Annotated in this window: 21 protein-coding genes; 4 read left to right on the plus strand and 17 right to left on the minus strand. The window is 38.5% G+C overall.

Annotation, left to right across the window (positions count from 1 at the left end; translation table 11 throughout):
• Window positions 1–27: 27 nt before the first annotated feature.
• Window positions 28–696: a spore coat protein GerQ gene (gene gerQ / locus ACFSW4_RS00490; RefSeq protein ID WP_377326757.1), complete on the plus strand. Its 669-nt coding sequence runs from the start codon at window positions 28–30 to the stop codon at window positions 694–696.
• Window positions 697–1,007: 311 nt separating this feature from the next.
• Here gerQ and ACFSW4_RS00495 read toward each other — a convergent pair whose 3' ends face one another.
• From ACFSW4_RS00495 to ACFSW4_RS00505, 3 genes are all read right to left on the minus strand, one after another.
• Entirely contained in the window at window positions 1,008–2,069 is a 1,062-nt protein-coding gene (locus ACFSW4_RS00495; RefSeq protein ID WP_377326759.1) for a nuclease-related domain-containing protein, read from the minus strand.
• Between the two features lie 92 nt (window positions 2,070–2,161).
• Window positions 2,162–3,832 (minus strand): arginine--tRNA ligase, encoded by a 1,671-nt coding sequence (gene argS / locus ACFSW4_RS00500; RefSeq protein WP_377326761.1) that lies wholly within the window; start codon window positions 3,830–3,832, stop codon window positions 2,162–2,164.
• Window positions 3,833–4,273, minus strand: coding sequence for a DUF1934 domain-containing protein (locus ACFSW4_RS00505; RefSeq protein ID WP_054754582.1), 441 nt, complete (start codon window positions 4,271–4,273; stop codon window positions 3,833–3,835).
• 197 nt (window positions 4,274–4,470) lie between these two features.
• On the opposite strand from ACFSW4_RS00505, the gene ACFSW4_RS00510 reads away from it, so the two are divergent.
• On the plus strand, window positions 4,471–6,414 hold the full coding sequence (locus ACFSW4_RS00510) for a transglycosylase domain-containing protein (protein ID WP_377326763.1): 1,944 nt from the start codon (window positions 4,471–4,473) through the stop codon (window positions 6,412–6,414).
• A gap of 145 nt (window positions 6,415–6,559) precedes the next feature.
• Here ACFSW4_RS00510 and ACFSW4_RS00515 read toward each other — a convergent pair whose 3' ends face one another.
• Entirely contained in the window at window positions 6,560–7,081 is a 522-nt protein-coding gene (locus tag ACFSW4_RS00515) for a YwhD family protein (protein ID WP_054754586.1), read from the minus strand.
• A gap of 190 nt (window positions 7,082–7,271) precedes the next feature.
• On the opposite strand from ACFSW4_RS00515, the gene ACFSW4_RS00520 reads away from it, so the two are divergent.
• Both ACFSW4_RS00520 and ACFSW4_RS00525 read left to right on the plus strand, forming a co-directional pair.
• Entirely contained in the window at window positions 7,272–8,213 is a 942-nt protein-coding gene (locus tag ACFSW4_RS00520; protein ID WP_054754587.1) for a BMP family lipoprotein, read from the plus strand.
• Window positions 8,210–9,865 carry a methyl-accepting chemotaxis protein gene (locus ACFSW4_RS00525; protein ID WP_054754588.1) on the plus strand — a complete coding sequence of 552 codons (1,656 nt, stop codon included), beginning with the start codon at window positions 8,210–8,212 and terminating at the stop codon, window positions 9,863–9,865. The genes ACFSW4_RS00520 and ACFSW4_RS00525 overlap by 4 nt, the downstream gene beginning before the upstream one ends.
• Before the next feature lie 48 nt (window positions 9,866–9,913).
• Here the strand turns inward: ACFSW4_RS00525 and ACFSW4_RS00530 are convergent, their stop codons facing one another.
• The 13 genes from ACFSW4_RS00530 to ACFSW4_RS00590 all read right to left on the minus strand — a co-directional run bounded on the left by ACFSW4_RS00530 (window position 9,914) and on the right by ACFSW4_RS00590 (window position 24,034).
• On the minus strand, window positions 9,914–11,194 hold the full coding sequence (locus ACFSW4_RS00530; RefSeq protein ID WP_377326766.1) for an acetyl-CoA hydrolase/transferase family protein: 1,281 nt from the start codon (window positions 11,192–11,194) through the stop codon (window positions 9,914–9,916).
• A 255-nt stretch (window positions 11,195–11,449) separates the two neighbouring features.
• Window positions 11,450–11,821: a DUF423 domain-containing protein gene (locus ACFSW4_RS00535; protein ID WP_377326767.1), complete on the minus strand. Its 372-nt coding sequence runs from the start codon at window positions 11,819–11,821 to the stop codon at window positions 11,450–11,452.
• A gap of 17 nt (window positions 11,822–11,838) precedes the next feature.
• Entirely contained in the window at window positions 11,839–12,147 is a 309-nt protein-coding gene (locus tag ACFSW4_RS00540) for a DUF5327 family protein (RefSeq protein ID WP_377326769.1), read from the minus strand.
• Between the two features lie 52 nt (window positions 12,148–12,199).
• The gene (locus tag ACFSW4_RS00545; RefSeq protein ID WP_377326771.1) at window positions 12,200–13,546 is read right to left on the minus strand and encodes a sodium-dependent transporter; all 1,347 of its coding nucleotides are present in this window, start codon (window positions 13,544–13,546) and stop codon (window positions 12,200–12,202) included.
• A 188-nt stretch (window positions 13,547–13,734) separates the two neighbouring features.
• Window positions 13,735–13,863, minus strand: a complete 129-nt coding sequence (locus ACFSW4_RS00550) for a hypothetical protein (RefSeq protein ID WP_279401859.1) — start codon at window positions 13,861–13,863, stop codon at window positions 13,735–13,737.
• 168 nt (window positions 13,864–14,031) lie between these two features.
• Window positions 14,032–15,294 (minus strand): helix-turn-helix domain-containing protein, encoded by a 1,263-nt coding sequence (locus ACFSW4_RS00555; RefSeq protein ID WP_377326774.1) that lies wholly within the window; start codon window positions 15,292–15,294, stop codon window positions 14,032–14,034.
• A 67-nt stretch (window positions 15,295–15,361) separates the two neighbouring features.
• A complete protein-coding gene (locus ACFSW4_RS00560) occupies window positions 15,362–16,600 on the minus strand; it encodes an aminopeptidase (protein ID WP_377326776.1) in 1,239 nt (412 codons plus the stop codon).
• 103 nt (window positions 16,601–16,703) lie between these two features.
• Window positions 16,704–18,095: an L-cystine transporter gene (locus tag ACFSW4_RS00565; RefSeq protein ID WP_054755019.1), complete on the minus strand. Its 1,392-nt coding sequence runs from the start codon at window positions 18,093–18,095 to the stop codon at window positions 16,704–16,706.
• A gap of 138 nt (window positions 18,096–18,233) precedes the next feature.
• Window positions 18,234–19,304 (minus strand): hypothetical protein, encoded by a 1,071-nt coding sequence (locus tag ACFSW4_RS00570; RefSeq protein WP_377326778.1) that lies wholly within the window; start codon window positions 19,302–19,304, stop codon window positions 18,234–18,236.
• Window positions 19,305–19,740: 436 nt separating this feature from the next.
• Complete coding sequence (locus ACFSW4_RS00575) at window positions 19,741–20,538, minus strand: TerC family protein (protein WP_377326780.1); 798 nt, start codon at window positions 20,536–20,538, stop codon at window positions 19,741–19,743.
• A 408-nt stretch (window positions 20,539–20,946) separates the two neighbouring features.
• Complete coding sequence (gene dctP / locus ACFSW4_RS00580; RefSeq protein WP_377326782.1) at window positions 20,947–22,089, minus strand: TRAP transporter substrate-binding protein DctP; 1,143 nt, start codon at window positions 22,087–22,089, stop codon at window positions 20,947–20,949.
• Window positions 22,090–22,147: 58 nt separating this feature from the next.
• On the minus strand, window positions 22,148–23,422 hold the full coding sequence (locus tag ACFSW4_RS00585) for a TRAP transporter large permease (protein WP_377326784.1): 1,275 nt from the start codon (window positions 23,420–23,422) through the stop codon (window positions 22,148–22,150).
• 27 nt (window positions 23,423–23,449) lie between these two features.
• Window positions 23,450–24,034 carry a TRAP transporter small permease gene (locus tag ACFSW4_RS00590; RefSeq protein ID WP_377326786.1) on the minus strand — a complete coding sequence of 195 codons (585 nt, stop codon included), beginning with the start codon at window positions 24,032–24,034 and terminating at the stop codon, window positions 23,450–23,452.
• Window positions 24,035–24,583 lie beyond the last annotated feature (549 nt).

Raw genomic sequence — 24,583 nt, forward strand, 5'->3', positions numbered from 1 at the left:
AATAAATTTTAGGAGGTTGATGATCAATTGGATCAATCAAAAGGCAAAGGCGGAAAGTTACCGGATAAAAAATCTTTTAACGACCCGAAAAATCTCATGGGCGGGCAAGGTAAATGGCCAGGCAAAAACCCAAAATGGTCTGGCGGAAGCGGAAAAAAGTTAAGTCTTCCAGGTAAAGGACAAATGGGTAACAAATTACAAGGAATGGGTGGCGGACCTTCTAAGGGTCAAAACCCAAATAAATTTGGCATGGGTCAATCCCAAGGACAAATGCCAGGTATGGTTCAAGGTATGCAACAAGGGCAAACGATGCAAGGAATGCCTGGAATGGGTGGTCAACAAATGATGCCAGGTATGGGCCAAATGATGCAAAACGGTGGTATGCAAGGCGGACCGATGATGCAAAATGGCGGCCAAGGTCCAGTTCAAGTTCCAATTGGTGGTGGCCCTATTGGCAGAGAACGTTCATACATTGAAAATATCTTAAGGCTTAATAGAGGTAAAGAAGCTAGAGTATATATGACGTTTGAAGGTCAAGATACTCAAGATGTATTCACAGGTACAATCGAAGAGGCTGGAAGGGATCATATTGTTTTAGCAGATTCTGACTCAGGTAAGTGGTATTTACTACTAATGATCTATTTAGATTATGTTGAATTTAATGAGGAAATTGAATACCAGTATCCGTTTGGATAAAAAAGTAACCCCATTGAGAGCTTAACATTTCAATGGGGTTGCTTTTTAACGGGCTAAGACCAATCTATTTATTCTATCTTGCAACGAAAAATCATAATAGAAAGGGTAAAACCCGTCTGAGGATGGGTTTTGACAACTTGATTACAGTTAATTCTGCTCTCGCTAGTTTGGTTTACGGCCTGTTTTTCTGGTTATACGGCCCGTTTTCGAATTTTAACGGCCTCTTTTTGAAAATTATCGGCCCCTTTTTTAATTTTTACGGCCTCTTTTTAAAAAATTACGGCCCGTTTTTTAATTTTTACGGCCTCTTTTTAAAAAATTAAGGCCCGTTTTCTGAATTTATCGGCCTGTTTCCATCTCACAAATTCATCAAAATCTTCATCGTAGTTAAAATTAAGTTTATAGATTGCTGTTCTTTTATCTCCTACCCTATTAAAGCCAGATCTTCTAAGTTGCTTTTTGGCCGTACTCTCAGACCCCACCCCAGTCCACCACCTAAACTGTCGATTGGTAATTTGATCTCCAAAAAGCAAGAAAAATTCCTTCAATGCACCAACATAGGCATCAGCTGAGCGCATTCCACAGGCCGAACATTCAAACCTTAATCGCTCCCATTTCATTGGGAGGGTTCGGCAGCTTGGGCAGCGCACGCCTCGCCTGATTTCTCCTGGCCCGATGCCTAATCTTTGAAAGACGTTTGGTTTCCAGGGTTTGTGCTGACTCGCGACGTAGCTTGCTAGCCGCCGGGTTTCAGCGAGCGTTAGGTGTTCGTGTGTATAATGTTGATTGATCTCTCTTAGCTTGGAAGCAAGTTTACTTAGGGGAATGACTTTTTCTTGGTATAGAGAATTCGGTGTGGCATCTAAAATGACTCGGGGATTCGTCATGACGACAAGGGTTTCAATCGGGAGGACAGGCATCCCTTGTGTTTCTAGCCATAATTCTAGTTGCAGCTTTTGTTCCTCAACTTGCAAAACTGGATCGTCATAAACGTTCGTCACCATTTGACCGTTGACATCCTTTTGTTGAATAATCTGGTTGAATCCGTCTCTTAATGAAATGTGGCCCGTATAGTCTTTTGCCTCGATGATTAAATCATATCTTGGTGTCCAAAGGTTGGTGTCCATCTGGAAATTTAAATGGTTGACTTCAAGCCTGGTGTGGTGAGTCACGAAATGAGGAAATTGGATTTTCCTAAATGGATAGTCGAGGGCGCGCTCTCCGAAGTATCCGGAGCGTTCTTGATACAAAGTTTTTTCGTACTTATTAAAACTTGAATGTTGGGGCGGCACCCTTCCTTCAAGTACCTCTAGTTGTAGGTGGAATGGTGAGTGGGAATGGTTTTTCAAGATCAAACGCATCAGTCCTTTCATAATTTATATTTTAAAATTATTTCCATAAAATCAATATAAAAAAAGCATCGACCTCCCCGCCGCAACAAGTTCGGTCAATGCTTCCATCTTATTTACATCTTCTCTGGTGCTTCTACACCAATTAGTTTTAATGCGTCTTGAATAACGACACGTACAGCTTTCATAAGAGCAATACGAGCTTGCGTTAATTCTTGCGCATCTAAATCAATTACTTTCTCAGCGTTATAAAAGCTGTGAAGATCTGACGCTAAGTCGAACACATACTGCGGAATGCGGTGTGGCATTCGTTTTTCGGCAGCATCAGCAATCACCTGAGGATAATCGCCAAGTCGTTTTAATAGCGCGGTCTCTTTCTCCGCCGTGAGAAGTGACGTGTCTGCATTTGCCTCAACATTAACACCTTTTTCTTTAGCTTGACGAAGCATGCTGCAGATACGCGCATGCGCATACTGAACATAATATACTGGGTTTTCGTTTGACTGAGATTTCGCAAGGTCCATGTCGAAATCTAAATGAGCATCATTTGAACGCATGATAAAGAAGTAACGTGTCGCATCGAGGCCAACTTCTTCAATTAGCTCCTTCATCGTTACTGCCTTACCTGTACGCTTACTCATTTTGACTTTTTCACCATTTTCAAACAGGTTCACCATTTGGGTAATTTTAATGTCTAAAACCTCTTTTGGATAACCTAATGCTTGAATCGCGGCGTGCATTCTTGCGACATATCCATGGTGGTCGGCGCCCCAAATGTTAATGAGCTCATCAAAACCACGCTCGATTTTATTTAAGTGGTACGCAATATCTGGCGTTAAATACGTGTAAGAACCGTCTTGCTTAACAAGTACGCGGTCTTTGTCATCGCCAAACTCCGTTGATTTAAGCCAAGTTGCACCGTCTGCTTCATAGACATAGCCTTTACCTCGAAGCTTTTGAACAGCACCTGCTACTAAATCTTGATCATACAATGATGTTTCAGAAAACCATGAATCAAATGGTACGCGATATTCTTTTAAATCTTCTTCAATTCGATTTAATAAGTGTTTAAGGCCATACTGACGGAACTCAGCTAAACGTTCTTTTTCATCTAATTTCGTAAATTCATCACCGTGGTCATCAACTAAAGACTGCGCTAGTGCAACAATATCTTTTCCGTGATAGCCATCTTCAGGCATGTCCATCTCCTGGCCAAGTGCTTGGTAATAACGCGCGTTAATAGAACGTGCTAAATTATCAATTTGATTACCCGCATCATTAATATAATATTCGCGTTCGATGTCAAAGCCTGCTTTTTCCATCACATTAGCTAATGCATCACCAAAAGCAGCACCTCTAGCATGTCCTAAGTGAAGCGTTCCGGTTGGATTGGCGGAAACAAACTCAATTTGAACTCGCTTGCTTTCACCTGCGTTCGTCTTTCCGTATTCGCTACCTTGTTCTAGCACGGTATCCACGACCTCAGTTAGTGATGATTGATCAATAAAAAAGTTAATAAAACCTGGTCCAGCAATGTCAACCTGTTTGACAGATGCTTTTTCACTATCTAAATGTTGAACGATCTCTTCGGCGATTTGACGTGGTGCTTTTTTTGCAATACGTGCAAGTTGCATCGCCATGTTCGTAGCATAGTCCCCGTGCGCCGAATCCTTTGGTGTTTCCAAAACGACATCGGGCATTTCATCCTTTGAAGCTAAGCCCGCTTCTAATACGGCAGATTCAATTCCTTGTTTTAATGTCTCTTCGATTTGACCTACGATATTCATCTAGGCAACCTCCTCTTGAAAGTGTAACTCAAATGTATGACGCCTCGGTTCTTGTTCATTCAGTACAACATCATAGTTTAAATAGATTCGGCCAGAACGATTCCCAATCCCTTTGACAAACTGCATATGATGTGTGGTTGTTTCCATTCGAAACTTCCCAAACGGATGGTGATAAACACACTCTGTACTTGACCCTATTCTAAACACTTGATGCATTTGCAAGGATCCTTCTCGTTTAATTGACACGCGATCGTCCTGAACGACAATCGTTGTTGCGACATTCCCTAAGTCTTCCATTTCTTCTTCGTATTGAATCATGTGAATATGCCCTTTACGTGCATAAGTTCCATGTTCCGTTCTCGTAATGTTTTCATTACCATGTTCCTCATCGACAATTTCAGTATCTATTTTTATATGAATTGGAATTTTTTCACTAGACAAAAGAATCTTCCTTTCTCCCTAATCCAACAAACTCACGATTTAATACCTCATCTATTGTGCCACAAATTTTACTTGAAAGAAATTATACCAATTATTATATCTAACAAAACACTATATTAGAAGAGTTCTACGTTTAAATTCATGCCAATTTTTACATACTAGTAAAAGCAACTAGCCTTACGACAGGAGACGTGCTTATGATTAGAAAAATACTTACATGGAGCATATTCGCATTAATCTTTGCTGTTTCAACTGGAGCAGTGATTCTTGTGTATTCTATTTTTCAAGGTCCACCTGAAATTAAACTAGATGAAAATACGGTTTTATATGATCAAGATGGCCAAGTTCTCTCCGTTGAACACGGCGTCCAAAACCGGTTTTGGGTGGAGCTCGATGATGTGTCTCCTTACGTGATTGACGCTTTTATAGCCGCAGAGGATGAGCATTTTTATAAACACATCGGCTTTGATTTCAAGCGAATTTTTAGCGCGATCTATCATAACGTTTTAGCGATGGAAAAGCGGCAAGGCGCAAGTACCATCACGCAGCAATACGCTAGAAACGTCTTTTTAACAAACCAAAAGACATGGGAACGTAAAATTAACGAAGCCTTAATTGCTTTAAGGCTTGAAATTTTTCAAGATAAAGATGACATACTAGAAGGTTATTTAAATACTATTTATTTTGGTCATGGACAGTACGGGATTCAGGCAGCTAGTCAATATTATTTTGACAAAGAGGCAAGTGACCTTACGTTAGAAGAGTCAGCGTTACTTGCCGCAATTCCAAAAGGGCCTTCTGTCTATTCGCCACTTACATCCTTAGAAAATGCAACCGAACGTCAGCATTGGATCTTGGAACGCATGCATGAAACAGGGAAAATTACTGAAACAACGATGACGAGAGCGAAACAAGAAGAATTAAATTTTGTTGCAGCAGCATCCGAACAAGAACCTGAAGTTGGTAAGTACTTTCAGGATTATGCAATGGATCAAGCATCTAACATATTAGGAATTGACCGCCAAGCCATCGACACTCAAGGTTATCAAATATATACGACGATTAATCAAGATGCTCAAAAGAAACTAGAGGATACGATTAAACAAGAATTGCCTGAAGACTCCGAAGAACTACAAATCGGAGCCGTTACTATTGATCCTCGTTCAAGTAAAATAGTAGCCATGCAAGGCGGAAGGGATTTCGACCAGACGCCATATAATCGCGTCACTCAAGCAGAACGTATGACAGGTTCGACATTTAAAGCCTTTTTATATTACGCAGCGCTCGTTTATGGGTTTACACCTTCAACACTTGTTGAGAGCCGTGAGACAACATTTACATTAGAAAACGATGAAACATATACGCCAGGTAATGCAGGTGATTTCGCAAACAGACCCGTCACGCTCGCGCAGGCGCTTGCCGTGTCTGATAATATATATGCGATTAAAACAGCCATGGAGATAGGACCTGAGAACATCGTTGAAGCCGCACGTGCATTTGGAATTGAAGCAGACTTAAAAGCCGTCCCGTCTATCGCAATTGGTACAGGATACCTCTCACCACTCGAGATGACAAAAGCGTACAGTGTTTTGGCAAATCAAGGCTGGTCGGTAAAACCCTATGTCATTGAAAAAATCGTTGACCGAGACGGTAATATCGTTTACCAGCACCAAGCCGAGACACCAAAGCGATTGTTAGAGGAGAATCATGCATTCGTTCTTACGCACATGCTGACAGGAATGTTTAATGACAAATTTACAGACTACATGAGAGCAACGGGTGCCAATGTTGCTCCTATTATTCAAGGCCATCAATATGCCGGGAAATCAGGAAGTACCGATTTTGATAGTTGGATGATTGGTTTTACGCCTGAGTACACCACAGCAGTTTGGACAGGATACGATGATCACCGTGAAATGACTAAAGTTCAAGACTTTAGAGTGTCTAAACAGGTGTGGGCTAAATATATGAGCCAGCTTCATGCTGGTTTACCAACACAAACCTTCAATGTTCCAACAGGTGTTGTAGGGCTGAAGGTCGATCCGATCTCTGGTAAATTAGAAGGTCCAGCATGTGAAGACAGATCTGTTATGATGTACTACATTAAAGGGACTCAACCAAAAGAAGTATGTAGTGAGTAAAAAATAAAAGGGGCTAGCCATTAGTGGCCAGCCCCTTTTATTTGTCCTAATAAACATGTGCTATAAAACCCATGTTTATCTATATTTTACAAAGGATTTATAAAACTTACAATGTAAAAGATTAATGTTCACAATTCATTCAAAATTAAACGAACGCTTGTTTTAATTCATCCGCTGCATTTTTCCAATAATCTTCGTTAAATTCTTTTAAGAAATCGCCTAATAATGTTTTCGAATGATCATCCATTTGATCAACGACAATACGACCTTTTAGTGATTTATCCATTCGATTGACATGCTCGGCTAAAATTTTATACCCACGGCGCGCTTCACGGTCGACTTCTAAATAGCTTGCTGCCACACCATGATAATAAGGTCCTTCCTCACCGCGTTCAACTGTGACCCATACAATCCAATAAGGCTTACCATTTGGAACCTCTTCTTTTTCCGTTACGAACTTAATCCGTTTCTCAACTTCACTTCTTGCGTGCATCGCTCCCATATCTACCCAAACCTTATCTTCGTTCGGGTCGACAACCAGTGGTGACATATTCTCTAAACTAATAGCCCCACCGCCACTATATCCAGGGTGACCATCAATCGGGTCATCTTTCATAATCGTAAACTGATTACTTTTCTTTTCATTTTTATCATCAAACGAATTCATGAGAGAAACCTCCTCCAAACTCAATCTAAATCTATTTTGCCATAAAGCGAGCTGTTTATAAAGCCATGACGTTTTCTATAATTTTTTGAATAAAACTCCTATTCAGTCTTTTTATTCAAGTGTTAAAAGTTGTCATTTTATGTCGATATAATAATTTATCGCAACAAGAAAGAAAGTTAGGAGTGAAGATATGAAACAATTTTTAGTCATTGTACTTATTGGTATAGCCATCGTTATGTCAGGGTGCAGTGAAGACAATAGTCAGAAGACTGATAAGGAGATTAGTGCTGGGCTCGTCGTCACAGAAAGTGGTCTAGGAGATGACTCGTTTAGTGACTCTGCCTTTCAAGGATTAGAGCAAGCAAGAGATGAGTTGGGGGTCACGTTTGATTACCGCGAACCTTTTGAAGGTGATTTTGTTGCTCAGATGGAAGAGCTCATAACCCAGGATCATGACGTTATTATGGGGCTCAGTTATAACGCACAGGCTGCAATGGAACAATTAGCCGAAGAGTATCCAGAACAGCAATTTGTTTTAATTGATGCCGTATCTGATAAAGATAACGTGACCTCAATTACCTTCAAAGAGGATGAAGGAAGTTATTTAATTGGACTCATCGCTGGTATGAGAACTAAATCCAATGTCGTTGGATTTATTGGCGGGGAACGAATTGAGGTTGTGAAGAAGTTTGAGCGCGGGTTTAAAGAAGGCGTTCAAGCTGTCAATAAAGATGCTGAAGTGCTGGTAGAATATGCAGAAACATTCGACGATGATGCACTTGGGGCTAAATTGACAAGAGAAATGGTCAATAAAGATGCTGATTATGTCTTTCACGCAGCAGGTTTTACTGGCGTTGGAACTTTAAAAGAAGCCGAAAAACAAGGAATCTATGCCTTTGGGGTTGATAGTGATCAGTACTTTGTAGCAGAAGATGCAGTCGTTACATCGATGATGAAAAATGTAAATATTGCGTTATACGATATTATGAAAAGACTAGTTAATGACGAACAATTAACTGGAGAACATATTGAATTAGGTATTGAAGAAAACGGCGTTGGACTAGCGCCAATTCGCTTGATTGAACTGACTCAGTCACAGCAACAACGAATTGATCAGGAGGTGAACCAATGAGTATTAGCAAACGATTATATACGATGACTTTGATCCCTCTTTTACTAAGTCTTGTATTAATTTCTTATATTGTATTCCAGATGCTAAGTTTTGAAAGTTCTTCAAATGAAGATGTTGAGTATTTGCTAGAAGTAAAGGAACTTAACAGTCAATTAATTTCGGTTGAACAAACGCTTGATACATATAGTTACAACCCTTCTGAAGCGTCAAGACAAAAGGCTTTATCTCAAGTTGAAACAACCAAAGAATCTATCTCAAACATAAAGCCGATGATTCAAACAGATGAACAGAAATCATGGTTTAATCAAGCATTAAACAAATTTAACGACTGGGAACAGGTTACCGTTAATGCACTTGAATCCGAGGACTTAAATGAAGTTCAAAGACAGTCGTCTAGAACGGCCGGCATTTTAAATGATATTTATATGCTTCAGCGTGAAGCTCAAGCTTGGTACGATGCAAAAATTAGTGCTCAACAAAACGCGATTCAAAATCTTATTATTTTTGCTGTAATTGCAGCTGTTATTTTAATTGGTTTATCAGTTTTAGCTACTTACAGGTTAACATCACGCATTGCCAAACCAATTAGAAACTTATCAAATCAAGCAACTCAAGTTGCAGAAGGTGATCTCACTATAGAGATTGATGCACCTGATGAGGCAAAAGATGAAGTGGATCAGTTAAAACAAGCCTTTAAAGCGATGATTTATAACTTAACATCTACACTTCAATCCGTTCAAAAAATCGGTAATAATGTAAATGACTTTAGTAACAAGCTAAATCATGAGATGGAAGGATTGTCTGAATCTACTGGGCAAGTTTCGAGTTCAACAGATGAACTTGCCGAGGGAAGCCAGTCTATTTCAAATGATATCCAAGATGTTGCCGGATTAATTGAAAGAATGAACCATCAGTTTGAGCGAAATACGACTGAGAGCCAGCACGCATCTGATCAGTCAACGCAAGCTCTTTCGTCAGTTAAAAATGGACAAACTGCCATTCAAGATCAGCGCACTGTTATGGATCAACACAATCACTCTATTCAAAATGTTGAACAATCCGTTAGTAATTTTATTCAGTACACAGAAGAAATTGAAAGTACAATTAAAATTGTGAATGACATCTCAGAACAAACCAATTTACTAGCCTTAAATGCAGCCATTGAAGCCGCACGGGCTGGTGAGCACGGGAAAGGGTTCGCAGTTGTTGCAGATGAAGTTAGAAAACTAGCCGAACAATCGACTAGTGCAACAAGCGAAATATCCTCCATGGTCGATCAAATTAAGTCGGGCGTATCGATTATTGAGCAAGAAATGAACGAAACAGTACAATTAACACAAAAACAACATGAGTCTCTCAATGATTCAGAGGAGTCCTTTAAAGATATCAGGGAACATGTTGACTCTATCTATCAACGATTAACAGATCTAGCTCATGATATGAAAGAGTCCAAAGAACAAAGTTTGCAAGTAACCTCTTCTATTCAAAACATTAGTGCCATTACGGAACAAACTGCAGCTGGTACTGAGGAAATTTCAGCTTCTGCTGAAGAACAGCAACATGCCTTCGAGCAGTTAAAGCATGAAGCTAATCAGCTGAAGAGCATGATTAACGAGCTTAATCAGCAGTTAACTAAGTTTAAAATTGAATAGTATTTATATAAAGAAGGACCGAGCAGCTGCTCGGTCCTTTTATGCCTATTATAAATAACCTAATTTTGTTGCTTCATGGGTTAACTCTTCTCTAAACTTTGGATGAGCAATCTCAATTAAAGCTTTTGTTCGTTCGCGGATCGTTTTACCTCTAAGTCTTGCAATTCCATATTCCGTTACAATATAATCAACATCATTCTTATGCGTCGAAATTGGTGTATTTGGTTTTAACGTCGGAATTATTTTTGAGACTTCATCATTTTTAGCTGTCGAATGTAAACATATAATTGCTCTTCCGTTTTCATTTAGACGTGCTGCAGTCTGGAAATCAGACTGACCTCCGGTTGATGAAAAATAGAGGTCTCCTACTTTCTCAGAGTTAACTTGTCCCATAAAGTCAACCTCGACCCCAGCATTAACTGTTACTAAATCATTAATATCTTTTAGTAGACAAGCATTGTTCGTCTGACTGACCGGCATCATATAAATGTCTTCATTTTCGTGCATGAAATCATATAAGGCTTGTGAGCCAAAAGCAAACGTAGCTGTCATTTTACCCTTTTTAAACGGATTATTTTCATTGGTCACTGCACCACTTTTATAAAGCTCAATAATTTTCTCTGGGATCATTTCCGTATGAACACTCAAATTACGATAATCTTTTAAGTTATCAATGATGGCATTCGGGATTGAACCATAACCAATCTGAAGCGTATCACCGTTTTTAATAAGACTCGCCACGTGATCTCCAATTATTTGATCTTTCTCAGAAAGTTTGGATTCTGGCGCCTCAGGTAATGGTTGATGATGTTCGATTAATGCCGTCACTTCTGAAATGTGAATTTGATTATCACCAAAAGTCCTTGGCATATACTTATTCACTTCTAATAGGATGGTATCTGCCTCTTTAACCATAGAGATAATATGATCTGCGTTTGTTCCCATTGAAAAATAGCCATTTTCGTCCATCGGGGATACAGTAGCCAGCACGACTGGTTTTCTAGCCTCTTGCTTTAGCAGGTTCGGAACATCCGAAAAGTGGTTGGGAAGTAAATCAATTCTTCCTTCTTTAAACGCTTGACGCTCTGATGCGCCCATAAACATACTAATGACTTTTAATCGATCTGGATCAACATCGATGACTTCACGTGGGGTGAACATCATGTAATAGCGGTTATTATTTAGGCCATCATAGTTTTCAAGTTGTTTGATTAAAGCATCTGGTTCCCCGCAAAGAATAGGTGTCATTAAATCCGTCTCAGGCTGAATATATTGAACCGCTTCTTCTGCAGTTTTAAGTTTTTCATTATATAACGCTTGATGATTCATTGTGCTTCCTCCTCTATGTTGTCTGGACTAGTATTATTGAAACACTTTTTTGGTGACAAATCTAGTTATGTTTATTGTTAATTTCGCCCCCTAATTTTAATTGACGTCCCTATTGACATTCAGGTACTCCCAATTTAGGTTGGACATGTTTCTATTGACGTTAGGAGCTCGCCTAACGACATTCAGAGTTTTCACACCCTCACGGCGAGTTGGATCCAAAAAACCAATATAAAAAGAGGCTGAATCATCAGCCTCTTAACCTACTACTTTCATAATGCTTATTCCGAGTAATACCCATCCAACGAGAAATGCCACGCCACCAATTGGGGTGATCATAGCAAATGTTTTAATACCGCTTAATGAGTAAATGTAAAGACTACCTGAGAATAAAATGATTCCAAGTAAAAATGTCCACCCTGCTGATGCTAACATCGAATGGTCGAAGCGTAACATCATCATGCCTGCGATGAAAATGGCTAGTGTGTGGAACATTTGATATTGTACTGCTTTCTCCCAGGTACTCATCATTTTTTCACTTAGCTTACTTTCTAAACCATGAGCGCCGAATGCTCCAAGCGCTACTGCGAGAAATCCGTTTATGACTCCGATGAGTAATAGTGCTTTCATGTTCTATCCCCTTTTTGCTAGAAATCGAAAATCGATTCACCGTTCGCATCATCTTCATCCAACAAACTACGTTCTGGTTGTTTTGTATTCTTTTGAATCCCCATCATTTTCGCCTCAGCATCTGTCATGTCTGGCGCGTGTTTTGCCGTAATCACTTTAGATACTTCAGGTTTTTCCTCGATATCTTCATATGAATTAATCACGACATCAGCTAATGATTTCACTGCATGCATTTTTGCAATGACATGCTCATGAGGAGTCTCTTCATCAAGTTGATTGAGTTCTTTTTTTAATTGACGGATAATCGCATGATAAGATACGGTCATCTCTGTTTCCTCCTAGATTATACTCACCATTAGTATAACACGGTCCTCTTAATTACGCAGTGTATCCGAATACATTGGCAATGACCAGCGCAATCATAACAATTGGAACGAGATATTTCACAATACCGTACCAAATATTAAACATGACTGGATTTTCAATTTCACTATTTCGTTTCGCTTGTTCACGGTCTAAGTACCATCCTACAAAAATCGCCATTAACACGGCTCCAAATGGTAATACGAAGTTTGCCGTAAAGAAGTCAACCATACCTAAGATGTTTTGGTCGCCAATTGTTACGCCACTCCAAATTCCAAAACCTAATGAAGAAGCGATCCCTATCACGAAAATAATCGTCGTACACAGATAAGTAGCTGCTTTACGTGACATACCTACCGTACGTTTGAAGAATGATACTGGTAACTCTAATAACGAAATCGCTGACGATAATGCTGCTAACGATAATAAAACGAAAAATACAATCGCAACGATATTTCCTAATGGCATACTTGCAAAAATGCTTGGTAATGTAATAAATACTAACGGCGGACCAGAACTTACCTCTAAGCCAAAGCTAAATACAGCTGGGAAGATCATAATACCAGCAATCACGGCAAAAACGGTATCCATGACCCCAACCCCAATCGCCGCTCCAGGTAGTTTATCTTTTGATTTTAGATAACTCGCATACGTCAACATGCCTGATACACCTATACTAAGTGAGAAGAACGCTTGACCAAGCGCTGTTAAATATAGCTTAGGATTATTTAATTGTGACCAATCAGGTGTGAATAAGAACTGCAAGCCTTCTAATGCTCCATCTAGTGTTAGTACGTATCCTGCCATAAAAATCATTAAAATCGCTAGAATTGGCATGAGTAACGCATTAGCTTTTTCAATACCACCTTTGACGCCGCGCACAACGATAAATAATGTTAATCCTAAGAATAGTGCCTGCCAAAACAGCGGCATTAACGGATTCGTAATCCAATCATTAAACACTTGCCCAAATCCGCCGTCTGGTTCTGTCCAATATGAACCTGTTAAATATTTATATAAATAGAATAAAGACCATCCTGCAACCACACTATAGAAGCTTAATATTAAAATACCGCCAATGACTCCCATAAATCCAGTCCAGTGCCATTTCGTGTTTGGTGCTAGGTTCTTAAAGGAACCAACAGCGTCTTTCTGACCCGCTTTACCAATACTAAATTCATTTAATAATAAAGGTATACCTATTAAGAAAACGAAAGCTAGATAGACTATTAAAAATGTCGCTCCTCCTAGCTCACCTGTTATATATGGGAAACGCCAAATATTACCTAACCCCACAGCTGAACCCATTGCGGCTAGCATAAACCCTAGCCTGGTTTTCCATTGATCCTGATTTTGATTCAAGCTGACTCACCTGCCTACTTTTTTTATTTTTTTAACTATAGCACATGTTAACGCTATCAACAAAGTAAAATTTTAACGTATTAACGCACAACTCTAATAAAAAACATATTTGCATAATAAGAAACAAAAAACTCGCTAAAAAAGCGAGTTTGAAACTAAGTCACACCGCAACATGCAGCGCACCTATTTTATTTCTTTACATGTACTTCACCTTTGTGTTTTTTCCATACCCAATTCACGAAATCTTTCTCTTTTGGGCAAAGACCTCTTCCAAGTCTAGTTTCAAACTTGTCAACAAATCCATTATACTTCAGCATTACTTGCTCCTCCCCATATCTATCAAAAATAGATCCCCACTAACTATTCTATGTCGTGATGACATATGTATACCCTGCTGAAGAATACAACCAATTTTATTATAACCATAAAGTAATTTATTTGTGAAGGGTATTTTTTGAAAATTTTAAATTTTCATTGCGAAAAGGTTACTTTTTATCTATATTGTATTCCAAAAATCGTCGGCGCTGTTCATCAGCTACCATTAATACTTCAGCCGCACGCTTATATTTTTTCATATTATAAAGCGTATAACCGAGTAATTGATAGTAATACCTTAAGTCAAATGCCTGTCCAGTTACTTTAAAAAAAGGAAGAGCACTTTTATTTAGAAAATCTACCAGATCTTCTGATTTCTTTTCAATCACGAGTTTAAGCGATTTAAATTTAATCAAATAGTAGTTTAATTGATGTGCTTGTGCTAACGTTCGTCCTGTCTCTATTAACTCTAATGCTTCATCAAATCGATCAGTAATATAATAGGTATGAGCTAGCAAGTATCTCGAATGCATTAATTCCGTTTCATTGACATCCGTTTCTAAATTTTCTTTTAGCAACTGAATTGCCTCACCGTAGTTGTTCTGCATAGCGTTGATTAAACTTAAATGAAAGTTAATTTTAACTTTAGAATGTTTCTCAAACTTATGGTCTATAAGTGATTCAATTCGCTCTAGTTGCTCTTTAGCTTGCTGATATTCATTTACAAACGTATAATTGGAAGCTAATATAATCTCACATTCTATTATTCTAGAATAGTATAACTTCTCCTGAAATATTCGAAGAGCTCGTCTCGCATACTGATTGGAAGTTAGCACATTTTCTAAATGACTATTAGCAACCGCAATTAAAACGTATAATTCGGGGTCTTCTTGATCCGGTAGTAAACGCTCAGCCTTATGAAGATGGCTTTTCGCATCAAAAAACAAACACTTATTAATTAAGTAGTCACCAATAAACTTATGAAAACTATACGGAGCCGTTTCTTCAAAAATCTCATCATAATTCATAATTGTTTCATATAACTGATCCGCCTCAGATAGTCGCTTCATTAATAACATATAACCAAACCTTGCTAATAAACATAAGAAGTCCAAATCATAATGAAGAAGGTCATGCCTCTTATTAACAAGTTTAGCCTCCAGCTCTTGCGCTGTTGGAATGTCATACTCATGAATCGCTGTTATAAGCTGTTCAGCCATTTGGTAGTGCTCTTGATCAATTGGAGCGACTAATTTTTCTTCTGGTATGTTGAGTCTATTAGCGATTTCGACTAGTAGTTCTTCATTTACTTGAACTTGTCCATTTTCAATCTTGCTTAACTGGGTCATTGAGCAGATGCCTTCAGCCAGTTGCTCTTGCGTGATCTTTTGCTTGTTACGATGCCATTTAATTAATTTCCCGACTAACTTCATTACCATACCAGCTTTCTAATTCTATATAATATTGAGAAAGGATGAGATTCATCTCACCCTTTCAAGTTTAAACGATTGCCCAATCACCGTTTTCGATGATCGGTTCTTTTTGTCCATTCTTAGTGACACCATAAACGGTTAAATCAGCCGAACCAATCATAAAGTCTTCGTGTACAAGACTGGTGTTGATTCCTTTCTCTTTGAGCTCATCTTGAGACATTTTCTCGCCATCCTTCACGTTAGTTGGATATGCTTCACCTAGCGCCATGTGGCAAGATGCGTTCTCATCATATAACGTGTTGTAAAAAATTAACTCTGATTGTGAAATAGGTGATGAATGAGGAACTAACGCAATTTCACCGATACGTGTTGCTCCTTCATCTGTTTCTAGCAAATGCTTAAGCGTTTCTTCACCTTGTTCAGCTTTGTAATCAACGACTTTGCCATTTTCAAACGTTAATGTAAAGCCATCAATTAAGTTACCGTTATAATTAAGCGGCTTCGTATTTGTAACTGTTCCATTAATACCTTCACGATGAGGTGCAGTGTATACTTCCTCAGTTGGCATATTAGGGTTAAACTCCGCACCATTTGTCTCTGCTACAGCACCGCCGCCGGCCCAGATATGGTCTTTTGGAAGTTTAACCGTCATATTCGTTCCTTCAGATTGATATTCTAAAGCTTCATATTGTTTTTCGTTTAAATAATCGCGAATAGAGTATAATGTGTTGTTGTGTTCTTTCCATGCTGCAATTGGGTCTTCCTGATCAACTCTTACGATTGAGAAAATTTGTTCCCATAGTGACGTGACCGCTTCATCCACATCTTTGTTAGGGAAAATCTTCTTCGCCCATTTATCCGTTGGGACAGATACGATTGACCACTGAACTCGGTCATTCATAATATATGTCTTGTATTCGCTTAACGCTTGGCTTTTTGCTTTAGTAGCTTTGGCCACACGTTCAGCATCAATGCCCTCTAGTAAATCAGGGTTTGGTGCATAAATCGTTAAGATTGCACCACCTTCTTTAACATGACTGAGTTGTTTTTCAACTAGCCATTCTGGAACGTCCTCTAGAATATGTAAAGGCTCTTTTTCATAGCTTTTCCTTGTTAACACTTCGTCAGACCAGTTCACACGCACTCCTTCTGCCCCAGCATTGTAAGCGGCTTCAACAACGTAATGCACAAACTCACGCGCCTCAATGGGTGCATTGATCGATAGTGCTTGCCCTTTTTGAATGTTAACCCCTTTTTGAATGGTTAAGTTAGCATACTTGGTTAATTGTTCTTTTGTTGGAATCATTTAGACACTCCTCGTTTGCTTTTCCTCTATTATTTCATATTTCCAAATTTAAAAAAAGTTTTTTCGCAAATATTTAGAGGTGACCATAAAGGCCACCTCTTGATTAGGATACTTCAGATAAGTCTATTTCATTCGCATCTGGGTTATTATAACGTTCTTTATTCAGTGTACCGAGGATTCTAGAGGTGATTGTACCGGATGTCATTGCACCATTTACGTTAAGCGCTGTTCGACCCATATCAATTAACGGTTCAATCGAAATGAGTAAACCCGCTAAATAGACAGGCAGATCCATGGCTGACAAGACAATGAGTGCTGCAAATGTCGCTCCACCGCCAACACCGGCAACTCCAAATGAGCTAATACCAATCACGAGAACTAACATTAACAAAAATGTCGGTTCTAACGGGTTAATACCAACAGTAGGTGCGATCATCACTGCAAGCATGGCAGGGTAAATTCCAGCACAGCCATTTTGACCAATCGTAGCGCCAAATGACGCTGACATATCCGCTACACCATCTGGAACACCAAGGTTATTTTTCTGCGTTTGAATATTGAGCGGGATCGTTCCTGCACTAGAGCGTGACGTAAAGGCAAAACCGAGTACAGGCAGTACTTTTTTCAAATAAGTGATTGGATTTAAACCAGAGAAACTGACCATGATTAAATGAATCACAAACATGACGAGCAGCGCTACGTAAGATGCCAACACAAATTTTGATAACTCAATAATACCGCCAACATCTGTTCGAGCAACTGTATTCGCCATTAACCCTAAAATACCGTATGGCGTTAATCGTAATACTAACGTTACGATTCTCATCACAACACTGTAAACAGCATCGATCATTTTAGTGAAGAATTCAGCGTGCTCTGGCTTTTTCCTTCTAAGTCCTAATACGGCTATCCCTATGAACGCTGAAAAAATGACAACCGCAATCGTAGATGTTGCACGGTCACCTGTCATATCTTGAAATGGATTTGTCGGGATAAACTCTAAAATACGCTGCGGGGTCGACATACTTTCAACGTCACCTAAACGCTCTTCTAAGTAAGATCCACGTTCTTGTTCAGATTGACCCGCTTCAATTTGATCGGCATTTAAATCAAACGCAACTGACGTTCCAACCCCGATTACTGCTGCAACCATAGCCGTACCAACTAAAATCCCGATAATCCAAGCAGACATTTTACCAAGTTGAGATGTTTTTTCTAAATTTGTGATGGCTTTAATGATCGACACCATCACAAGTGGAATGACAATCATCATTAATAGACGTATATAACCGGAACCAACTAATGAATACCAATCAGTTGTCGTTGATACAACGCTACTATCACTTCCATAGGTTACTTGCATGAAAATCCCTAATAAGATTCCTAATCCTAAACCAGTAAAAACTCTCTTACTAAATGAGACATGCTTCTTTTGCATCTGGAATAATACTATTATTAATGCGAGCATAATCGCGATATTTACAATCGTTAACATACAATCTCCTCCTTTTTAATAATATATTTAATAATTCCTATAAGTTTACTCAAGATTTACTTTAAACAGAAATTGGGCTAATGTCAATCCTCTTTGTAAAAAAATAAAACCAGCCTTAATAGACTGGTAACATTGTTTCTAGCAATCCACCCAATTGTGGATCCGAGCTGCGACTCCTTGCATAAACCCTTCATCTAATGCATCCTTGTAGATGGCTTCAAAGGTGCGCTGACGATCTTGTATTTGCTTTAAATACTCAGTCGCTTGCTTCGTTTGCATTTTATAATTATTTTTTAAACTTAAAATATCTTCCAAATGTTTGTCGTCTGGCGCCCCATCAACAAACAACTCATACACATCAAAAATCTCATCTCCAGTACGCTGAGGCTCGTGCTCATGAGGTGCTGTTGCATCAAATATCGCAACACCGAGTTCTCTGAAAATCACCATATCTAAACTTTCGGGGTCAAATCCACAATGATAGACTTCCGTATCAATTCCGCGGTCTATTGCTTCTTTGACTAACTTTTTAAGCATCGTAGACTTACCTGTGCCAGATCGACCTTTTATAAAAATCCTTTTCTCTACATCTGATGTTAAATCAAGCACAAAGTCAGTCGGCCCTTGAGGTGTTGCAGCTCCTAAGTAACGATGAACGATTGAGGCTGATTTATTTAGTTTAGTCGCATTAAAGATCGACTGCTTCAGTTTGTCAGTTTCACGATTTGCCTTATCAATGTTTAGATACTTAATATAAATCTTTTCAACCTCTTCATGATAATCATGCGCTGTTTTAAATTGATGAATCGCTTTTTGATATAATTCCTGAATATCTGTTCTTGCTTGAATTAAATGCTTTTGATTTCGTTTTAAAAGGTCGTAATCATAACCTTCTCCAATGTAAATGACGTTTTCTAATAGTTTGGGATAAGCTAGGCGCTTCACATTAGCCTTAGACCGGTCAATAACTGCAAGGTTGCGGTCAGGAATCACGACTGCTTCAAGCTGGTCTGGCTCAATGTGATTATAAACACACCCTAATTCACTATGGCTCGCGCACTCTTTTGTTAGCTGTTCTAACGCTGGGTGAATGATGGATGTAAACCCACCTTCAATAAACAAAACCTGATCAAGATTATGAATTAAATCATCATAAAAACGATAATAGCCTTTTGCGGTCGTACCACCTAAATAATATTTTCTTATCATATATGGCCCCCCGTAGCATCAGTCGTTGTAATAGTATATGAGGGCTTTTTAGTAAAAAGAACTGACTGCTGTATAGTCTGACTATTATGAAAGGATCATCTTAAAAGGGGGATTTGAGAGACTCCTTTCTACTATGTCTTCCAGTTGCTACATGATCTTTTTATAAAAATATCAATCATTTTTCTCATGTGATGCGGACAGTTTCCTTCGAGATATGGACAGTTCATATAAAAATGCAGACACTTTGCTTCGAGATGCGGACAATTCATATGAAAATACGGACAGTTTGGTTCTAAATACGAACAGCTCGCTATGGTATGCGAACAGTTGGCTCAAAAATGCAAACAAACACATATAAATACGAGCATACAACGAAGTTATGCGCTCAATAAAAAACTCAGCCAAAGTTTTTATACTTTAGCTGAGTTTATTTAGCTTAGTGATTCAATTGATTTAATTCATCCTCATCCACATCTTCTTGTTTAGATGTAAACCAACCGATAGCTGCGATCGCTACTAACACGGCATAGAAGGTTAACTTCCAAGCTGTTGAGTGCGCAAAGTCATATGGGATTAAACCGATATCCTCGTGGGACAATGTAATGACTAATAATTTAATCCCTACCCAACCTACGATTAAGAACGCAGCTGTTTCTAATCCTGGGCGCTTCTTAAGTAACTTAACGAAAACTGTTGCAGCAAAACGCATAATGACGACCCCAATTAACCCACCAAGTAATACGACGATGAATTTACCACCGTCCATTCCTCCGATTTGAGGAAGTGGTGTTGATGGTAACGCCATAGCAAGTGCAACGGCTGCTAAAATCGAATCTACCGCGAAAGCAATATCTGCGAATTCAACTTTTACAACAGTCATCCAGAAACCTGAACCTTTTGAATCACGCTTTGCATCCGCTTCTTCAGGTGTTTTTTCTTTGTTTTTCTTAAGTTTCTTTTTCACAAGATGGTTAACTGCGATATAAAGTAGATAAATAGAACCTAGTGCTTGAACCTGCCATACATCGACTAAGAACGAAATAATGAATAACGATCCAACCCTAAGGACAAATGCACCAAATAATCCATAGAATAAAGCCTTTTTCCGTTGTTTTTCAGGTAAATGTTTAACCATTATGGCTAATACAAGTGCGTTATCGGCTGCTAAAATTCCTTCTAGACCAATTAGTACTAATAATACCCATCCATATTCAAGTAATAATCCTGCATCCATGTTACGATCGCTCCCTTACCTTTGTAGTTTGATTACAAACATAGGCTTTTTATACAATAAATTTTAAATCAGTTTTACAGGTTAAAAGTGTCACCTTTACTAGATACCACTTATCTTCATAGGTAAACTTATTTGTTAATTAAAAAAGCCTTTACCGCGAAATTGCGATAAAGGCTTGGTCATATAAAAAACCTTTACGCAACTTCTGTGTACGTAAAGGTCTCGCTTACAACAAGTTCACGTTGCCATCATAGCCGGAGGTCATGCCTCGAAATGACGACTATAATGTCTCAAGCTACTCCCCTTTGGAGTATATGTTTGTAAAATAATTATACGTGAATAGAATTGAAAAAGTCAACTTATTTAATAAATAAACGCACCGCTTAAACAGCGATGCGTTTATGATCATTATTCACCTGAGATTTCTTCAATTTCTTTCTTAAGCTTATCGTATAACTCAGGATCAATACCTTTTACTTCATTACGATAGTACTCATGTACAGGTTCTGCAACTTTCTTGAATTCTGCAATTTGGTCTTCAGTAAGTTCGATGACTTTTGTATCATATTCTTCATCTGACTTAATTGCTTCAAGCCCTGCTTCGTTTTGACGTTTTTGCTCTTCAAATACCCAATCTTGCATTTCTGTAACTGTTTCATCGATTAATGTTTTCTCTTTGTCTGATAATCCATTATACCAGCCAGTGTTAACAGTTGTCATCGCAACGTAGTTGTTGTGGTTTGAAATCGTGATTGTATCTTGAACCTCATGGAAACTAGCTGATTCAATGAAGAATAATGGGTTTTCTTGTGCATCAACTGTTTCACGGTCTAATGCTGTGTATAATTCACCCCAGCTTAGAGATTGAACTGTTGCTCCATAAGCGTCATACGACTCACGCATTAATGGTGACTCTTGAACGCGCATGTTTAGGCCTTCCCAATCAGAAGGTTTTTCAATACCAACATTACTCGTCCATGCCATAGAACCTTCAGTCCAGAAAGCGAGTGGTGTAATGTTATGCTCTTCATACTTAGCACGTAAATCTTTGTTTAACGCTTCACTATTCGTTAATACTTCTTGAGTTTTAGCCGGGTCTGCCGGGAAGAAGTAGTGTAGTGAGAAAATTTGTCCATCTGGCACTTGACCACCTGTGAAACCTGGTGACATAACTGCCATTTCAACACCGCCCTGTTGAAGTAACTGGGCTTGGTCAACCTCACTACCTAATGCACCATATTCTAAAGCTTCAACCTTAATCGCACCGTTTGTTTTTTCTTCGATGCGCTTAGCAAATTCAGCTGCATATTCATACTGAACCTCACCTTGAAGTTCTTCAGTTACGAAACGCCATTCTTGCTCCTCGAATTCACCTTCGCCAGAGCCTTCACTTGATTCACCTTCTGACTCTTCACTTGACTCTTCTCCGCCGTTAGCTTCTTCGCCACCGGTACTCTCTTCACTATCTCCTCCACCACAAGCTGCTAAGAATAAGCCTAGTGAAAGGATTGCAATTAACAATACTAAAAATTTCTTGTTAAAAATGATCATTACCCCCTAATGATTTTTAAAGATTTATTTAAAGTGTTGTATAAACACACTTTATCACTTAATCAACTAACATTAATGATAGTTCTGGGAAGAAAATTAACAATGCTCCAATCGCTAATAACATAGCGATGTATGGCGGTGTACTCTTAATGACTTCCCAATATGGTTTCTTAAACACCGCACTAGCTGTGAATATATCGACCCCAAATGGTGGTGTCGCTGACCCTAATGCCGCCTGGAATGTGACAATTATTCCAAGGTGGATCAAATCTACTCCTGCCGCTTGAGCAGCTGGCACAAAAATTGGCGTTAAGATTAAAATAACGACAATCGGATCGACAAACATACAGCCGATAAAGAAAAATACACTTACAATAATTAACACATAAAGTGCACTCGGATCAGACCCTAAAACAGCCTCAGTAATTTGCTGCGGAATCTGGGCGTAACCTAATACCCATGTAAACAATTGTCCCCCAGCAACTAGAATAAATACGGCTGATGTCACTAACCCGGTTGATAATGCAATACCAGGAATTTTTTTAATTGGTATCGTTCTATAAATCAACACCTCTAAAATTAATGCATAAAGTACTGAGATACCAGATGCTTCAACTGGTGTGAAATAACCTTTATAGATCCCCCCAACAATAACAATTGGGAAACCAAGTGGTAATAATGCTTTTCTAAAAAACTTAAACCTTTCTTTCCAAGAAACCTTCTTTGCTAGCGGAATATCTTTAACCTTAGCGTAAACGATACTGTAAATTGCAAATGCTAAAAAGACAATAATTCCTGGAATAATACCTGCAATAAATAAATCCCCTACAGATACACCAGAACCCGCCGCTAAGGCGTAAATAATCATTCCAATACTAGGTGGAATTAATAGCGCAACGTCACTGGAATTAATGATTAATGCCATTGCACTTGAATCTTTATAACCAACTTTTAATAAGCGATCTCTCATTGGACGTCCAATGGCAACAACGGTCGCCTGAGTCGAACCAGATATAGCACCGAACATCGTACACGATGCTGCTGTTGTGACGGCGTAACCACCACGAATATGTCCAACGAAAGCACCAACAAAATCAAGTAAACGTTCAGACGTTTTACCAGCCGTCATTATGTCTGCCGCAAAAATAAATAGCGGTACACATAATAACACTGGAGATTCAATACCTGTTAGAAGTTGCCCCATTAATAGGTCCATCGTTACTGTTGAATTATAAACTAACATGATGATCAATGGCCCCAAGATAAGAGGGATCATCATTGGGAAGTTCAACAGTAAGAATATGACCATAATAGTTATTAAGGTAGTTAACATACTATTGTCCTCTCCACTTTTTCTTTGTTATACGGAAGAAATATCCTCCAGTTTAACTTCTTTGTCTTTTTCATCGTTATAATCAACTGAATCCGTACCAAGATAGACTTTATCTTTCGCCTTTTTCGTAAAGTTAATGAACGTGTTACGTAAGAACTGAACACCAGCTGTAAAAAATCCAATCGGTAGGAAAACAGCCATTAAATAACGAGGAAGTTGTAATGACGTTGTGATCGCCCCTGTCTCATACTCGAACATGACGAAGTGATATGTATAATAAGCCATTACAAACATGACAATCGCTGTCACGAAGTTAATCGTAATCATCATGACTTTACGTACTTTAAGCGGTGCAAAATCATAAAAAGCTGACATACTGATATGTCTTCCTTTTCTTGCTGCATAACCAATTCCCATAAAAGTAGCAATGACTATTGCAAATTTACTTACTTCATAGGCGAAGTAGAATGCACCAGAACTGAAAACTTCACGTGCAATAACGTTACCAACAATCATAATTGCAATTAGAATAATCGCAAAGCTTAAAATGAACTCTTCCAGTTTCATAAAAGCATAATCTACTTTATTAAAGATCTGCTTAAGAATCTTCACTTTGGTCCTCCCCTCTGAGCCGGGTGGGCTTAATGCCCTATTTAAATTCGTGTTTTGAAAAATACTCATGCCTTGTCTATTTCATAATATCTAAAAAATGTAACTGAGCACAAACTCGGTATAGGCGAATAAAACCTAAATATCTTTTCTATAACTCTATGTTTTAAGCTTAAAAATTATTATCCTCTTAATACATCTATTATTCTTATTTATAATAGAAAATCCTCATAATTTGTCGGAATAGTTAATATTATCCACCCCTAAATGACCATTAACATGTTACTAAGAACTTTTACCCACTTTTGCTCGTACACTTTCTATTTCTAGTTACCCGGTTTTAATTCCTGCTAAACTTGTTTTTTGATTAAGTTTGATTTCATTGATCATATGCTCAAATAATTTTCAGCCATAATCATCTTTCAGTGAACTTTTCATTAACCAACAAAAAGAGGTTGGGACAAAAGTAATATAGCTTTTCTATAAACGAATATTGAGTGTTATTAGCGTAGTCAAAATGCAAGACTCCCTCGGGAAATGTTGTCATACCAG

Source organism: Piscibacillus salipiscarius (genome assembly GCF_042685285.1).
Classification (GTDB): Bacteria; Bacillota; Bacilli; order Bacillales; family Alkalibacillaceae; genus Piscibacillus; species Piscibacillus salipiscarius.

Bases quoted from the DNA above. Each gene is read 5' to 3' on its own strand.
- ACFSW4_RS00495 (WP_377326759.1), bottom strand. From the start codon at position 2,069: ATGAAAGGACTGATGCGTTTGATCTTGAAAAACCATTCCCACTCACCA.
- argS (WP_377326761.1), bottom strand. From the start codon at position 3,832: ATGAATATCGTAGGTCAAATCGAAGAGACATTAAAACAAGGAATTGAA.
- ACFSW4_RS00510 (WP_377326763.1), top strand. From the start codon at position 4,471: ATGATTAGAAAAATACTTACATGGAGCATATTCGCATTAATCTTTGCT.
- ACFSW4_RS00515 (WP_054754586.1), bottom strand. From the start codon at position 7,081: ATGAATTCGTTTGATGATAAAAATGAAAAGAAAAGTAATCAGTTTACG.
- ACFSW4_RS00520 (WP_054754587.1), top strand. From the start codon at position 7,272: ATGAAACAATTTTTAGTCATTGTACTTATTGGTATAGCCATCGTTATG.
- ACFSW4_RS00525 (WP_054754588.1), top strand. From the start codon at position 8,210: ATGAGTATTAGCAAACGATTATATACGATGACTTTGATCCCTCTTTTA.
- ACFSW4_RS00530 (WP_377326766.1), bottom strand. From the start codon at position 11,194: ATGAATCATCAAGCGTTATATAATGAAAAACTTAAAACTGCAGAAGAA.
- ACFSW4_RS00535 (WP_377326767.1), bottom strand. From the start codon at position 11,821: ATGAAAGCACTATTACTCATCGGAGTCATAAACGGATTTCTCGCAGTA.
- ACFSW4_RS00540 (WP_377326769.1), bottom strand. From the start codon at position 12,147: ATGACCGTATCTTATCATGCGATTATCCGTCAATTAAAAAAAGAACTC.
- ACFSW4_RS00550 (WP_279401859.1), bottom strand. From the start codon at position 13,863: ATGCTGAAGTATAATGGATTTGTTGACAAGTTTGAAACTAGACTTGGA.
- ACFSW4_RS00555 (WP_377326774.1), bottom strand. From the start codon at position 15,294: ATGAAGTTAGTCGGGAAATTAATTAAATGGCATCGTAACAAGCAAAAG.
- ACFSW4_RS00560 (WP_377326776.1), bottom strand. From the start codon at position 16,600: ATGATTCCAACAAAAGAACAATTAACCAAGTATGCTAACTTAACCATT.
- ACFSW4_RS00565 (WP_054755019.1), bottom strand. From the start codon at position 18,095: ATGTTAACGATTGTAAATATCGCGATTATGCTCGCATTAATAATAGTA.
- ACFSW4_RS00570 (WP_377326778.1), bottom strand. From the start codon at position 19,304: ATGATAAGAAAATATTATTTAGGTGGTACGACCGCAAAAGGCTATTAT.
- ACFSW4_RS00575 (WP_377326780.1), bottom strand. From the start codon at position 20,538: ATGGATGCAGGATTATTACTTGAATATGGATGGGTATTATTAGTACTA.
- dctP (WP_377326782.1), bottom strand. From the start codon at position 22,089: ATGATCATTTTTAACAAGAAATTTTTAGTATTGTTAATTGCAATCCTT.
- ACFSW4_RS00585 (WP_377326784.1), bottom strand. From the start codon at position 23,422: ATGTTAACTACCTTAATAACTATTATGGTCATATTCTTACTGTTGAAC.